Annotated in this window: 13 protein-coding genes; 4 read left to right on the forward strand and 9 right to left on the reverse strand. The window is 45.9% G+C overall.

The window, feature by feature from the left end; translation table 11 throughout:
• The first annotated feature begins 306 nt into the window (after window positions 1-306).
• Window positions 307-711: a CBS domain-containing protein gene (locus tag ACRRSW_RS15575; RefSeq protein WP_432452327.1), complete on the forward strand. Its 405-nt coding sequence runs from the start codon at window positions 307-309 to the stop codon at window positions 709-711.
• Window positions 712-781: 70 nt separating this feature from the next.
• On the opposite strand, the gene ACRRSW_RS15580 is transcribed toward ACRRSW_RS15575, so the two are convergent.
• The 4 genes from ACRRSW_RS15580 to pomA form a co-directional block, all read right to left on the reverse strand.
• Window positions 782-1,285, reverse strand: coding sequence for a glycine cleavage system protein R (locus tag ACRRSW_RS15580; protein WP_432459805.1), 504 nt, complete (start codon window positions 1,283-1,285; stop codon window positions 782-784).
• A gap of 195 nt (window positions 1,286-1,480) precedes the next feature.
• Window positions 1,481-2,938, reverse strand: coding sequence for a tRNA uracil 4-sulfurtransferase ThiI (gene thiI, locus ACRRSW_RS15585; protein ID WP_432459806.1), 1,458 nt, complete (start codon window positions 2,936-2,938; stop codon window positions 1,481-1,483).
• A 296-nt stretch (window positions 2,939-3,234) separates the two neighbouring features.
• Window positions 3,235-4,146: a flagellar motor protein MotB gene (locus ACRRSW_RS15590; RefSeq protein WP_432452324.1), complete on the reverse strand. Its 912-nt coding sequence runs from the start codon at window positions 4,144-4,146 to the stop codon at window positions 3,235-3,237.
• A 10-nt stretch (window positions 4,147-4,156) separates the two neighbouring features.
• Window positions 4,157-4,921: a flagellar motor protein PomA gene (pomA, locus tag ACRRSW_RS15595; protein WP_432452323.1), complete on the reverse strand. Its 765-nt coding sequence runs from the start codon at window positions 4,919-4,921 to the stop codon at window positions 4,157-4,159.
• 224 nt (window positions 4,922-5,145) lie between these two features.
• Between pomA and ACRRSW_RS15600 the strand changes: the two genes are divergently transcribed.
• Genes ACRRSW_RS15600 through dxs form a run of 3 tightly spaced genes read left to right on the forward strand, consistent with a single transcriptional unit; the run spans window position 5,146 to window position 8,186 of the window.
• The gene (locus ACRRSW_RS15600) at window positions 5,146-5,391 is read left to right on the forward strand and encodes an exodeoxyribonuclease VII small subunit (RefSeq protein WP_432452322.1); all 246 of its coding nucleotides are present in this window, start codon (window positions 5,146-5,148) and stop codon (window positions 5,389-5,391) included.
• Entirely contained in the window at window positions 5,388-6,272 is an 885-nt protein-coding gene (gene ispA, locus ACRRSW_RS15605; protein ID WP_432459807.1) for a (2E,6E)-farnesyl diphosphate synthase, read from the forward strand. The genes ACRRSW_RS15600 and ispA overlap by 4 nt, the downstream gene beginning before the upstream one ends.
• A 30-nt stretch (window positions 6,273-6,302) precedes the next feature.
• Entirely contained in the window at window positions 6,303-8,186 is a 1,884-nt protein-coding gene (gene dxs / locus ACRRSW_RS15610; RefSeq protein WP_432459808.1) for a 1-deoxy-D-xylulose-5-phosphate synthase, read from the forward strand.
• A gap of 76 nt (window positions 8,187-8,262) precedes the next feature.
• On the opposite strand, the gene ACRRSW_RS15615 is transcribed toward dxs, so the two are convergent.
• The 5 genes from ACRRSW_RS15615 to ACRRSW_RS15635 all read right to left on the reverse strand — a co-directional run bounded on the left by ACRRSW_RS15615 (window position 8,263) and on the right by ACRRSW_RS15635 (window position 13,848).
• Window positions 8,263-9,798 (reverse strand): ABC transporter substrate-binding protein, encoded by a 1,536-nt coding sequence (locus ACRRSW_RS15615; RefSeq protein ID WP_432459809.1) that lies wholly within the window; start codon window positions 9,796-9,798, stop codon window positions 8,263-8,265.
• 100 nt (window positions 9,799-9,898) lie between these two features.
• Window positions 9,899-10,933, reverse strand: a complete 1,035-nt coding sequence (locus ACRRSW_RS15620; protein ID WP_432452318.1) for a peptide ABC transporter ATP-binding protein — start codon at window positions 10,931-10,933, stop codon at window positions 9,899-9,901.
• Window positions 10,930-11,910 (reverse strand): dipeptide ABC transporter ATP-binding protein, encoded by a 981-nt coding sequence (gene dppD / locus ACRRSW_RS15625; RefSeq protein ID WP_432459810.1) that lies wholly within the window; start codon window positions 11,908-11,910, stop codon window positions 10,930-10,932. Before dppD ends, ACRRSW_RS15620 begins: the two co-directional genes overlap by 4 nt.
• Window positions 11,911-11,921: 11 nt before the next feature.
• Entirely contained in the window at window positions 11,922-12,824 is a 903-nt protein-coding gene (gene dppC / locus ACRRSW_RS15630) for a dipeptide ABC transporter permease DppC (RefSeq protein WP_432459811.1), read from the reverse strand.
• Window positions 12,825-12,837: 13 nt separating this feature from the next.
• The gene (locus ACRRSW_RS15635; RefSeq protein WP_432452315.1) at window positions 12,838-13,848 is read right to left on the reverse strand and encodes an ABC transporter permease subunit; all 1,011 of its coding nucleotides are present in this window, start codon (window positions 13,846-13,848) and stop codon (window positions 12,838-12,840) included.
• Between the last annotated feature and the right edge of the window lie 30 nt (window positions 13,849-13,878).

Below are 13,878 nucleotides of genomic sequence, written 5' to 3' on the forward strand. Positions count from 1 at the left end.
ATCCGGAAATCACCTCTCCCATTGGCGTAATTAGAACTCTCTTTGTCGTTTGCCAAACTCAAGCCATCCAACATTTATAGCTGAAAAATCAAGAAAAAACTTAAATTTGCCACTGACTCAATAGATACTGCCTGATGAAAATCGAAGCTACTTTGCAACATAGCAACTACAATAAACACAAAACAACTTAAGTTTTTTTAAGTTGAGCCACTTTTTCAAACAAATAACTAGACAAAAAAGTGTTTTTTATTCATACCTAGGGCATGTTGATACAAAACAAACCCTGCAATTTTAAGGAAAAAAAGCATGGCCTTAAGTTCTATGAGAGCAATCGACCACATGACCAAAAATCCGGTAACAGTAAAACCGGCAACCTCACTTTTTGAAGCTATTGATATCATGTTAGCGGCTAAGGTATCGGGTGCAACTGTGCTCAACGAACAGCGTGAAGTCGTAGGGGTAATTTCTGAGATAGACTGTTTACAAGCCATCCTAAAAGGCACCTATCATGGAGAGATCGGTGGCATGGTAAAAGAATTTATGACCGAAGAAGTGGATAGCGTGAGCCCAGATATGGATATCCTCGCCGTTGCCGAAAAACTCATCAACGATAAGCGCCGCAGATTACCAGTCGTAAAAGACGGCAAATTTATTGGTCAGTATAGTATCCGCAGTATTCTGAATGCAGTAAAAGACTTTAATATAAGCTAGCAGCAATTCGCACTTATATACCAATAGGCAGCAAACCGCAGCCTATTGGTATGACGTTTTAAACAAGCTTCTAAGCAGTTTGGTTCACCACCATTTGCTCTTGTAAACCTTCAATCTCAGCAATGATGTTTAGAGTGTTTTCACTATCAGGGATCATCAAGTCAAGCTCAGCGGTAAATACGTTTTCTCCAGCATCTGGCACACTCATACGATGACACTCCAACTTATTGACGCTCACCCCATGCCCCATCAATAAACGGGTAATATCATTAATCAAACCAGGGCGGTCCTCCGCATCGATCACTAAGCTCACCGCATCAGCACGACTAAGGTGGGCAGCCTTACACTCACGAATACTTAATTGTACATCGGACAGATCTTGAAGGGCTTGTTGCAAGGCTTGATTATTCTTTTGCGGTACTTGCACTTTAAAGATGCACGCAAGCTGGCCATCAAGGTTCACCACTCGACTACTCAACCAAGTTCCTTGGTAGGAGTGGGTCAAATCAGCCAAGTTATTGAGTGTGCCTGGTTTATCTTCACCAATAACAGAAACTAAAAATAGCGCGCTCATACGCCTACCCCTTTTGCTATAAACCTAATTTAAGTCTATACCAAATAGGGGCGAACAGTGTGACCAAAGCCATTTTTTGATGGTGTATCTAGTAAAAGCCTTAAAAAATGCCAAATAAGGACAAAATACTTTATTTTTTAATTACTTTTATATTTCACTCACAGAAATAGTTTGTGCTGCTCGAGCACAAAGCGACTATTGTTGGTAGACGCCTACATTGCTAAAACCAGCATCTTGTAAGTACAAAGCTTGCAGTTTACTCATGACGCCACGATCGCAATACAGCAGGTAATGTTTGCTCTGATCTAAGTCGCCAAATTGAGTGGCCAGTCTAAAGAAGGGAAGATGAATCACCGCCACCCTATCCATGGTAAAAGGTTTGAGCTCTTGCTCCTCTGGTGAGCGAATATCTAATACAACCGCTTCTTTGTCATTTTCAAGCTCAACAATATCAACTTGGTGAATTTGCGCATCGGATTCTTTCACAATGTCTCGAATATCGGTGATCCGGCATGCTTCGACAACCTGATCCAAAATGCCAAAATCGAACTTTTCTTCTTCTGCCAATAATTTTGACTCAACCGCCTTCACGGTCGGTTTATTCGAAATCACCCCACAATACTCTGGCATTGTTTCAGCAAAATCACCGGTGCCAATACGCTTGGCAATATCGATAATATCTTGTTTATCGGTTGCAATCAGTGGCCGCAGGATCAACGTTTCGGAAACTCGGTCAATCATGCCTAAATTCACTAAGGTTTGGCTGGAAACTTGGCCCACAGCTTCACCTGTCACCAAGGCAGGGATATCGAGTTGTTGAGCCACCTTGGAGGCTGCGCGTACCATCATCCGTTTCAGTACCACCCCCATTTGGCCGTTTTCAACTTTTTCCAAGATCTCATTCACCACCGGATCAAAATCAACGGCAACAAATTTAACCCGATGTGAAGAGCCAAAGCGTTTCCAAAGATGATGGGCAACTTGCTTCACGCCTAATTCGTGGGCCCGGCCTCCCAAATTAAAGAAACAATAATGAACCTTCGCCCCTCGCTTAATCAGCTGGTAGCTGGACACACCAGAATCAAAACCACCAGAAATTAAAGATAATACGCTTTCTTGAGTGGCAATTGGAAACCCACCCAAACCTTGATGTTTTGCCTGTACTAGGTAAACACAATCATCGGTTACTTCCAATTTCACGGTCACGTCTGGGTTTTTAAGCCGAACCCCATTACTCTCACAATGTTGATTTAAACCACCACCAACATAACGCTCCACTTCAATCGATGAGAAGTCTTGTTTGCCACTGCGCTTTACTCGCACGCAAAAGGTTTTATCTTTGAGCCGATCTTTCCACACGTCGTAAGTGAGTTCATACAAACTATGTAAATCGGTATAACTTTGCTGAGACACTTCTAAGAAATGGACAATACCGGGGGTCGACGACAGAGCTTCAATCAAGGCCTCTCGGTTTTGTTCGCTATCGTTACGAGAAGTAACAACCATCCGATCCCAATCTAAGCGCACCCGAATCGTTTCATCAATAGGACTGAGTACGTTACGAATATTACTTTGAAGGATCTTACTAAAGCGCTTGCGCACCGGCTTACTCTTCATAGCAATTTCAGGGAATAGTTTAACGATAAACTTCATAACTCAGGGCCTCGACAAATTTGGCCGCGAATTATAACGCGAGTTCAGCCAACGAGCCAATTTTGTTTAATGTAGACCCAAACTTAAACGCGCAGCCAAACAGGGAGATAACATGCAAACAAGAGATGACAAGAAAAAGCCCCCTTAACAGGGAAGACTTCGTTCACCAAGAACGACAGAAAATATGCTTGGAATTGAAAACAGACTCACGCCAAGCGGCAAACAAAACACGATTGCCGCGATTCGTTTCAAGACGAAATTAATCACGGCTATTTACCAAATACGCTATAAAAAGATTATTGCTCGGAGACCGCAATCTCACCCGATTGCGCCGCTTTCCCCTGCATAATACCTATTTCCACTCGACGATTACGTCGACGATTCTCTTCGGTGTTATTTTTAACCAAAGGTTTGGTATCGGCCATACCGCTAACAATCAGACGATTTTCGTCAAACCCTTTCACTTTAATCAATTCATGAGCCACCGAAACCGCTCGCTGGCTAGAGAGATCCCAGTTAGAACGATACAATTCCGACTCAGTTTGTTGATTATCCGTATGCCCAGAGACTGTGACAACCCCGGGGATATCTTTAATCACTTCCCCAACCCGCTGGATCACTGGACGGAACTTAGGTTGTAAGAATGCCGAACCCGAAGGAAAGGCTCCTTTTTCTCGGACCCGAATGATAATCTGTTGGCCCAGAGACTCAACTTCAATCGCCCCGTCTTCAATTTGATCGCGCAGTTGTTGAGCAATCCGCTTAGCCGTTTGATTCTGCTGACTCTGCTGCTGAGCCTGACTTTGTGCAGACTGCGCTTGAGTGGCCGTGGCCCGTCCACCGCTTTGTTCCCCAGTCTTATTTTGGCCCCCGGCATCGGCTTCTTCACCATCATGAAATTCAAGCTTTGCCTGAGTCATATCAATGGTTTGTTGCATAATGGTCTCAATCGGAGTTGGCTCTGGCCGACCAGGGCGAAACTCCTGAGCGATCACCGAAGTCCCTTTGGGAATATCCTTCACTTCAAGTAAGTTTTGTACCCCAAAGGCATATTTCATCGAGCCTGCAATCTGCTTGAACTTCATTACGTCCATTTCAGAGAATGCCAAAAGCAATACAAAGAAACACATTAATAAAGACATTAGATCAGCGAAGGTACCCATCCATGCAGGCAGACCAGGAGGAGGACATTTGCAAGGTTCTTCCATACTCAATCACCTATTCGTCAGTGGTACCCAAAGAACGCTTGCCTTCAGGAAGGTAATTTTTCAGAACACCTTCAATGACCCGCGGGTTTTGGCCATCTTGAATTCCCAAAACCGCATCCAAAATTAAACTACGATTGAGCTTTTCTTCACCCGCTCGTAAGCGCAACTTATCGGCAATCGGTATCGCGACCATGTTAGCTAAAACCGCACCATAAAGCGTGGTTAACAGCGCGACCGCCATCGAAGGTCCAATCGATTTTGGATCATCCATATTGGATAGCATCGCCACCAAACCAATCAGAGTACCAATCATCCCCATCGCTGGCCCTACATCGCCAATGGCCGTAAAAATCCCAGCACCAAACTCATGCCGTTCGGTGGTTAGCGCAATGTCTTTTTCCATGGTAGCGCGCACCACGTCCGCATCATGCCCATCAACTAACATATCGATGCCTTTTTGCATGAAGGGATTGGTAATTTCTGCTTCTTCTAAAGCTAGAAAACCACCTTTACGAGCTGCATCAGCCATCTCCACCGAGCGCTCAATTAAGTCATCAGGCTTATCGGTCTTAAACATAAAAGCCTTTACAGCTATTTTCACAGCCCCCAGAAACTGTCCTAAATTGTATTTCATCAATACAACAAACAAAGAGCCACAAAAAACAATTAATATCGAGGGGACATCGACAAAAATCCCAATCCCGCCCCCCATCACCATCGCCATTACAACGAACGCGAATGCACCAATAATCCCGATCAGCGTTGCTAAATCCACTACTTATTCCTTTTAACCGGTAGCCTGGAAACTCTAATTAAACTAATACTAGTCTACTCTCAAAACAGAATCGAAGGTATTTTTGTGTTCGTTTATCAATATCTTGAAAAAGTCTATCGTTCTTTATTTATCGACCGAAATTAAAATACTTGAATCACAAGTTTGACCTACCTAAACGCCTAGGGTAAGTTTGCGCCAGCAGAAGCATCATGGAGGCCTTAGCAATGGTTGCCAAAAAACCCGAAAAAATGAAGTTTGAAGAGACCTTAGACGAACTCGAAGATATTGTTCAACAACTAGAACAAGGTGAACTGAGCCTTGAAGATTCTCTCAAGCAATTTGAACGCGGCATTAGTCTAGCCAATGCAGGACAAAGTAAGTTGCAGCAGGCTCAACAACAGGTCGAGATTCTCCGCCAACAACACCATGGAGATAGCTTAGAGCCCTTAACACAGGAGCCCACTGAGTGAATCACAAATTGGCTCATGTTCTCGGCCACTATCAAACACAAATCAATACCTATTTAGAACAGGTATTACAGCAGCAGCCCGTCAGTGATCCCCGTTTATTAGCGGCGATGCAGCATGGTCTATTATTAGGTGGAAAAAGGATCCGTCCTCTATTGGTCTATTTAGTGGGCCAACTCAATCAAGCCCCAATGGCGGCATTGAATGCCGCGGCGGCCGCAGTTGAATGTATTCATGCCTATTCCTTAATTCATGACGACTTGCCAGCCATGGATGATGATGCATTACGTCGCGGCCAGCCGACCTGTCATATCAGCTTCGATGAAGCAACCGCCATCTTAGCTGGAGACGCCTTACAAAGCCTCGCGTTCAACTTACTCGCCGAAGCCCCCGTGAATGATGCGCAAAAAGTGGCGATGTTAAAAGTATTGAGCCAAGCGGCAGGTTACAATGGCATGTGTGGCGGACAAGCCTTAGATATTGCGGCGACCGACCAAACGGTTACGCTGGCACAGTTAGAAACCGTGCATAAACATAAGACTGGTGCATTGATTCAGGCAGCGGTCATGATGGGCGCAATTTGTGCCAATATCAGCCATGCTGAACAGCAAGCCTTGCTTCGGTACGCCGACGCGTTAGGCTTGGCATTTCAAGTCCGAGATGACATTTTAGATATTATTAGCGATACCGATACCCTAGGTAAACCACAGGGCTCAGACCAAGCTTTAAATAAAAGTACCTACCCCAGTTTATTGGGTATCGAGGGCGCTATCGCAAAAGCCGAAACTCTTGGTAAAGAAGCACTTCAAGCCTTAGAGACTTTGCCTTACAATGGCGAACAGCTCGCCCTTTTGGCGGATTATGTCGTGCATCGAGACAACTAGTCGCAGACGATAAAAAACGATAAGCATTTTATGACACTGAATATAAAAAATTACCCAACTTTAGCCTTAGCCGATTTGCCAGAACAATTACGTCAACTAGAGCTACAACAGCTTCCTCAGCTGTGTGATGAACTTCGCCAATATTTGCTTAACAGTGTCAGCCAATCGAGTGGCCATTTGGCCTCAGGACTCGGTGCAGTAGAACTCACCGTTGCGCTACATTATGTCTACAATACTCCCTTCGATAAACTGGTATGGGATGTCGGCCATCAGGCTTACCCGCATAAGATCCTCACTGGTCGCCGTGAGCAAATGTCGACCATTCGCCAATTCAAGGGACTACACCCTTTCCCTTGGCGCGAAGAAAGCGAATATGATGTGCTCAGCGTGGGGCATTCCAGCACTTCGATTGGTGCAGCCCTAGGCATCGCCATAGCGGCCGAGAAAGAACAATTAGACCGTAAAGTAGTCGCGGTCATTGGCGACGGCGCAATTACCGCCGGCATGGCCTTTGAAGCCCTCAACCACGCGGGAGCCGCTCACAATGACATGCTGGTGATCTTAAACGACAACGAGATGTCGATTTCTGAAAATGTCGGCGCATTAAACAATTCCTTAGCAAATATTTTATCCGGATCGCTGTATTCTTCACTTCGAGAAGGAGGGAAAAAAGTACTCAGCGGCATGCCACCCATTAAAGAGCTCGCCCGCCGCGCCGAAGAACACCTGAAAGGAATGGTTGTCCCAGGCACCTTATTCGAAGAATTTGGCTTTAACTACATCGGCCCTATCGATGGACACGACGTCAAAGGCTTGGTGAGAACCTTAAGCAATATGCGCGACCTTAAAGGTCCGCAGTTGCTACATATTATGACCAAAAAAGGCAAAGGCTACTTACCCGCAGAGCAGGATCCGATTGGTTATCACGGGGTTCCCAAATTTGACCCGAGCCAAGATAACCTACCTAAAAGCAAGGGCTCTGCCCCCACTTTTTCAAAGGTATTTGGCGACTGGTTATGCGACATGGCGGCAATAGACGATAAGCTGATGGGCATCACTCCTGCCATGCGAGAAGGCTCAGGTATGGTGCGCTTCTCCAAACAATTTCCCGAACAATACTTCGATGTTGCGATTGCAGAACAACACGCGGTAACCTTTGCAGCAGGTTTGGCAATTGCTGGCTACCAGCCTGTGGTCGCCATTTATAGTACCTTTTTACAACGTGCCTATGACCAAGTCATTCATGATGTAGCCATTCAAAACTTACCGGTATTATTTGCTATCGACCGCGCCGGAATTGTTGGTGCTGATGGCCCAACCCATCAAGGAGCCTTCGATCTGAGTTATCTCAGAGCCATTCCAAATTTAGTGATTATGGCTCCAGCCAATGAAAATGAATGCCGACAAATGCTTTATACTGGCTATCAACATCAAGGCCCGGCAGCGGTGCGCTATCCTCGAGGAGGGGCAGATAACAGCCCCATCAACCCAGAGATGCAGGCGCTAGAAATTGGCAAGGCGCGTAGCATCCGAAAAGGTCGCTCGATTGCGATACTGAACTTTGGCAGTTTATTAGCCAAAGCCCTGCCCGTTGCGGAAGCCTTAGACGCCAGTTTAATCGATATGCGTTTTATCAAACCTCTCGACCAAGATTGTATTCGTAGCCTCGTGGGTCAACACCAACTACTGGTCACCTTGGAAGAAAATGCGATTCAGGGCGGTGCCGGTTCAGCGGTCAACGAGTTTTTGTTCGCTGAGCAGCTCAACCAAGTGCAGGTGTTAAATATCGGTTTACCCGATCATTTCATCGAACAAGGCAGCCAAGCAGAAATCTATCAGCTGTTAAAACTAGACAGTGACGGGATCCGTCAACAAATTGAAGCTTTTAGCCTAAAATCTCAAGGCCTTAACTAAGCGCCTTACAAAGTCGACATCAGTGATTGAGTCACTCGCCCCAGCGCGTGTTGCTTAGTCACTTGATGATTGACGATTAATTAAATTGTTCTAGATGTTCAAATAATGGAACTGGACTCGCAGGATTAATACTTTCAAAGTTAACCTGCTGATTTATTGCCCAAATAGTGCGTTGCCAATAAAGTGGCACAAACACCGCTTCTTGATAAAGTTGCCGCTCTAGAACTTGAACAATCTTCGCCCGTTTCACTTCATCCAACTCTTGTTCGCCAGCTAAGATAAGCTGTTCAACTTTATCACTTTGATAGCTGGCACATCGACTGGGCTCTGCATAGCTTTCAGGATCTTGCAAAAACATCGAGCGAGCGATGCTTAAAACATTTCCTGCATCACTCTGACGACGCGTTAAAATTACATCACTACTGCAGTGCTCAATACTTTGCTGATATTGCTGCTCATCCAGCCATTCCGGCTGCAAATTAATATTGACTCTATCCAGCATCGTCACTAACTGCTGAACCACCTTGGCGTTATCTTCAAAGATCCATTTTGGTACTGCCATACTCAATTGAAAACCTTTTGCATAGCCAGCTTGCTGCAATAATTGATGCGCCAGCTGCAAGTTATAACGTGGCACTAAATTCGAGTTATAACCCAGTTGCCCAGGAATACTGAGTTGAGTGGAAGCCACAGTATAAGGCCCAAGTACCTCCGCTAGATGAACATTATCAATGGCTAGATTAAGCGCTTGGCGCACCACCCGATTGGCCAAAGCGGGATGCCTTTGATTCAGTTCAATAGCCAGCCATTTCAATCCTTCGGTTTGGATCACCCGTAATTGCTTATCTTTATTTAGCATATCGACATAACTATCTGGCACATGATCAACTATATCAACATCACGAGAGAATAGACTCGCCATACGCATTGTTGCCTGCTTGATCGGCACCACTTTAACTTGAGTAATGTTGCCTCGATTCGCCCGCCAATAGTCAGAGTTAAGACTAAACTCCGTCACAATTCCTGGCACATAGCGACTTAACTTAAATGGTCCAGTGCCCGATACAATTGGTAACTGCTCTGATGATTCAGAACCTTCCTCTAAATGGGATAAATAGAACTGCTTATCCGCCGGAAAAATAAAACTAAGCCTTTGTATAAGTTCTGAAAATGGTCGATAGGTGCGAACTTCAAACTGTAATTGGTTAAGCGCAGTGATGCTCTTAATGGGGGCAAATAGTGCTTGTAGGTGGGGCAGATAACGTAATTGTTCAAAGGTCCATGCTACATCCTCTGCGCTTAAGCGGTTTCCAGAATGAAAATCCACATTTTCCCGTAACTGAAATTGGATCTGGGTTGGCGAAATAACTTTCCATTTAGTCACCAAACGCGGGGTTACTCGGCCCTGTTGATCGAGTAAAAAAAGTGGATCAAATAATAGATGATTCATGAAGTTACTATTGGCGTCAACTTCGTCCACGATAGCGCTTGGCCTTGTCTGAAACGCGGTCCCCCAAACTAATAATTTGGCTTCTACCTGAGTCAGCCCAATACAGCTTAACACTAGCATCAAGCCTAAATGCTTTAATCTTGCTTTGTAACGACTACGCAATCGGAGATCCTAATGGCTTTCTTAGCTTTCTGGCTAAGTTACACCGGATTAAGCAATAAAAAAAGCGGGACTCGCCCGCTTTTCATGGTTTTCAAATAACTTAGGCTATTCGCCCCTCTTCTCGAGCAAAACAAGCTACCTGAGCTAGACCATCAACAACCAACGACGGTTGCTCGGCGTAACAACGTTCCTTAGCATAACGACAACGCGCATGGAAAGCGCAGCCCACAGGCGGATTTAGCGGTGAGGGTAATTCCCCTTCCAGCTTTATCTTCTCTCGACGATGCGCCGGGTTTAGCCGCGGTGTACTCGACAACAAAGCCTGAGTATAGGGATGTTTGGGATTGGCAAACAACTCTTCACAACTAGCATATTCAACCGCTTTCCCAAGGTACATCACCATCACTTCATCAGCGATGTGTTCCACTACCGATAAGTCATGAGAAATAAAGATATAACTTAAGCCCATCTCCTCTTGCAGATCCATCATCAGATTAAGTACCTGTGCCTGTACCGACACATCTAAGGCAGAAACTGGCTCATCGGCAACCACCACCTTTGGATCGAGCATTAAACCACGAGCAATCGCGATACGTTGCCGTTGTCCACCCGAGAACATGTGCGGGTAACGATCGTAATGCTCGGGACGTAAACCAACTTTAGCAAGCATTGCTTGTGCTTTTTGTTTACGTTCAGACTTGCTCATACTGCTATTAATCAATAACGGTTCTTCTAAGATCGTTCCAACCTTCTTACGCGGATTGAGCGAACCATAGGGATTCTGAAAGATGATTTGGATCTTCTGCCGTAGCGCCTTCGCTGCATCTTTACCTAAGCTTAAGATGTCTTTACCATCAAAACACAACTCACCAGCAGTGGGGGTTTCGATCATGGTCAATACTCGGGCTAAGGTCGACTTACCACAGCCCGACTCTCCCACCACCGCCAAGGTTTTCCCTTTCGCCAATTCAAAGCTTACACCATCGAGGGCTTTCACCGTCGCATCGGGCTTAAACATCCCTGCTTTCACGTGATAATGTTTTTTCACAGCATTCACTGACAACACAGGCTCCAATACTTCAAGCTTAGTGTTCACAGTACTCAGTGCTGCGGCTTTCATAATACTGTCACTCATGCACTTGGTCTCCCAGCATCATCTAGGGGGGTGAAACAACGCACCTGACGCTCGCCATCGTGCAGCATCGTCGGTCGTTCATTGCGGCAACGATCGCTCGCATAGGCGCAGCGAGGATTGAGCAAACAGCCAACCGGACGATCAAAGGCACCGGGAACCACTCCGGGTAAGGCATCTAAACGCGCCTTACCAGCAGAGGACTCCGGCAACGAGCGAAGCAAGGCCTGCGTGTATGGGTGTTTAGGATTCGAAAAAATAGCATCGGCAGGACCAGTTTCGACCACTTGCCCTGCATACATCACAATCACCCGATGGGCTGATTCGGCGACTAAAGCAAGATCGTGAGTAATCAACACTAGGCCCATATTTTTTTGTTTTTGTAGATCTAATAACAGATCAACAATTTGCGCCTGAATTGTCACATCTAATGCGGTAGTGGGTTCATCGGCGATTAACAATTTGGGATCACAGGCAATCGCCATCGCAATCATCACTCGTTGGCTCATCCCACCAGAGAGTTGGTGAGGGTAAGTTTTTAAACGTGACTCAGGATCGGGGATCCCCACCTGATCCAACAGTTCAATCACCCGCTGGCGACGCCACTTCTTATTACCACTTTGGTGAATTTTCAGCGCTTCGCTAATCTGGAATTCAACCGTATAACAAGGGTTGAGACTCGACATTGGCTCTTGAAAGATCATCGCGATCTCAGCCCCGGTAATCGCGCGGCGTTTATTTTCCGACATCGCTAATAAGTCTTGGTCTTCAAACTTCAAGGTATCAGCACTCACTTTTCCTGGGTAATCAATCAGCCCCATGATCGACAAGGAACTAACACTTTTACCGGAACCTGATTCCCCTACAATCCCAACAATTTCACCTTTTTCAACACTGTAAGCCACTTGGTCTACTGCACGAAAAGGATTGGGGCCATCACCGAATTCAACAGTGAGGTTGTTCACTTCTAATAAAGACACGGATTCATCTCCTACTGCTTCAGTTTCGGATCGAGGGCATCACGTAAGCCATCACCCATTAAATTAAAGGCTAACACCGTCAGTAAGATCACCAGTCCAGGGAAGGTCACCACCCACCAAGCACTTTGCACAAACTGTAATGCATCCGCCAACATACTTCCCCATTCTGGCGTCGGTGGCTGAGCACCCAAACCAAGGAAGCCTAAAGCAGCCATATCTAAAATGGCATTTGAAAAGCCCAACGTTGCTTGCACAATCAGCGGAGCCAAACAATTAGGTAAAATGGTAATAAACATCAAACGAAAAGAACCTGCGCCAGCAACCCGCGAAGAGATCACATAATCTTTATTGAGCTCAGCAATGGTCGAGGCGCGAGCCAAGCGAACATAGTGAGGCATCGAAACAATCGCAATCGCCATCGCCGCGTTAAAGATACTGGGGCCTAAGATAGCCACAATCGCAATCGCTAACAATAAACTGGGCATGGCCAGCATAATGTCCACCGCCCGCATGATGATCGTTTCTACCACCCCGCGATAGAAACCAGCAATTAAACCGAATAGTACGCCAAAACCTAAGGAGAGCGTCACCACCAGGAAGCCAATAAATAACGACAACTGAGCACCGTGAATTAAACGCGATAAAATATCTCGTCCCACCGCATCGGTCCCCAGTAGATAAGTGCTATTGCCACCTTCTGCCCAAGATGGGGGTATTAATAAGGCATCCCGATATTGCTCGAAAGGCGAATGGGGAGCAATCAGCGGCGCGAATATCGCAAGCAAGATCATCGAGACAATGAAAATCAAACCAATCACCGCACCGGTATTCTGGCTAAAATAGCTCCAAAATTCCTGTAAGGGGGTTTGTACTTTTGGCCCTGTCACTTCAGGGCGAACAGTTTGTTCAGACATTAACAGTACTCCGCTATTTGCCGTGACGGATCCGTGGGTTTACCACGCCGTAAAGAATGTCGACCAACAAGTTGACCAGAATAATGATCGTCGCCACGATTAGAATGCCCCCTTGAACGACAGGGTAATCACGTCGACCGATCGATTCGATGAGCCATTTTCCAATCCCCGGCCAAGCGAAAATAGTTTCGGTTAAAATCGCTCCTGAGAGTAAGATCCCCACCTGCAAGCCAATCACGGTAATCACCGGAATCAGTGCATTACGTAAGGCATGAACCACGATCACCCGCATCGGTGCCATTCCCTTGGAACGGGCGGTTCGAATATAGTCTTCACCTAATACTTCAAGCATTGACGAGCGAGTCATCCGGGCAATCACCGCCATCGGGATGGTGCCAAGTACAATACTAGGTAAAATTAAATGATGCACAGCAGAAGCAAAAGCCCCCTCTTCACCCGACAACAGGGTATCAATTAACATGAAACCGGTGACTTCATCAATCCAATAGGTCACGTCAAGCCTGCCGGAGACAGGGGTAATGCCGAGGTTAACCGAAAAAACCAGCATTAATAGTAAGGCCCACCAAAAAATCGGCATCGAATAACCGGTTAAGGAAAAGGTCATCACCGAGTGGTCAAATATCGACCCTCGTTTGACCGCCGCAATAATTCCGCAGGGCAGCCCCACAAAAATAGCGAACAAGGCTGCACAAGAAGCTAATTCCACAGTCGCTGGAAACAGCGTAAGAAATTCTTCGGTAACGGGTGTCTTGGTAATTAATGAACGGCCAAGGTCACCACTCGCAATGTTTTTTACATAATCAAAGTATTGGACCAACAAGGGTTGGTCTAAGCCTAATTCGGCACGCAAGGCTGCGTGACGCTCAGGTGACACGCCTCTTTCCCCTGCCATCACTTCGATAGGATCACCAGGTATCATCCGGATCAGCGTGAAAGTAAGAAGAGTAATGCCGATGAAAGTGGGAACCACCAACATCATTTTTTTTATAATAAATTGGAACATAACTACAGCTCTGTGTCTGAAGGAAGGAAA

The organism is Agarivorans sp. QJM3NY_25, assembly GCF_050870875.2.
Taxonomy (GTDB): domain Bacteria; phylum Pseudomonadota; class Gammaproteobacteria; order Enterobacterales; family Celerinatantimonadaceae; genus Agarivorans.

What these genes read in the sequence shown, in the direction of transcription:
- ACRRSW_RS15575 (WP_432452327.1), top strand. Translation starts at nt 307, where the DNA reads ATGGCCTTAAGTTCTATGAGAGCAATCGACCACATGACCAAAAATCCG.
- ACRRSW_RS15580 (WP_432459805.1), bottom strand. Translation starts at nt 1,285, where the DNA reads ATGAGCGCGCTATTTTTAGTTTCTGTTATTGGTGAAGATAAACCAGGC.
- thiI (WP_432459806.1), bottom strand. Translation starts at nt 2,938, where the DNA reads ATGAAGTTTATCGTTAAACTATTCCCTGAAATTGCTATGAAGAGTAAG.
- ACRRSW_RS15590 (WP_432452324.1), bottom strand. Translation starts at nt 4,146, where the DNA reads ATGGAAGAACCTTGCAAATGTCCTCCTCCTGGTCTGCCTGCATGGATG.
- ACRRSW_RS15600 (WP_432452322.1), top strand. Translation starts at nt 5,146, where the DNA reads ATGGTTGCCAAAAAACCCGAAAAAATGAAGTTTGAAGAGACCTTAGAC.
- dxs (WP_432459808.1), top strand. Translation starts at nt 6,303, where the DNA reads ATGACACTGAATATAAAAAATTACCCAACTTTAGCCTTAGCCGATTTG.
- ACRRSW_RS15620 (WP_432452318.1), bottom strand. Translation starts at nt 10,933, where the DNA reads ATGAGTGACAGTATTATGAAAGCCGCAGCACTGAGTACTGTGAACACT.
- dppC (WP_432459811.1), bottom strand. Translation starts at nt 12,824, where the DNA reads ATGTCTGAACAAACTGTTCGCCCTGAAGTGACAGGGCCAAAAGTACAA.
- ACRRSW_RS15635 (WP_432452315.1), bottom strand. Translation starts at nt 13,848, where the DNA reads ATGTTCCAATTTATTATAAAAAAAATGATGTTGGTGGTTCCCACTTTC.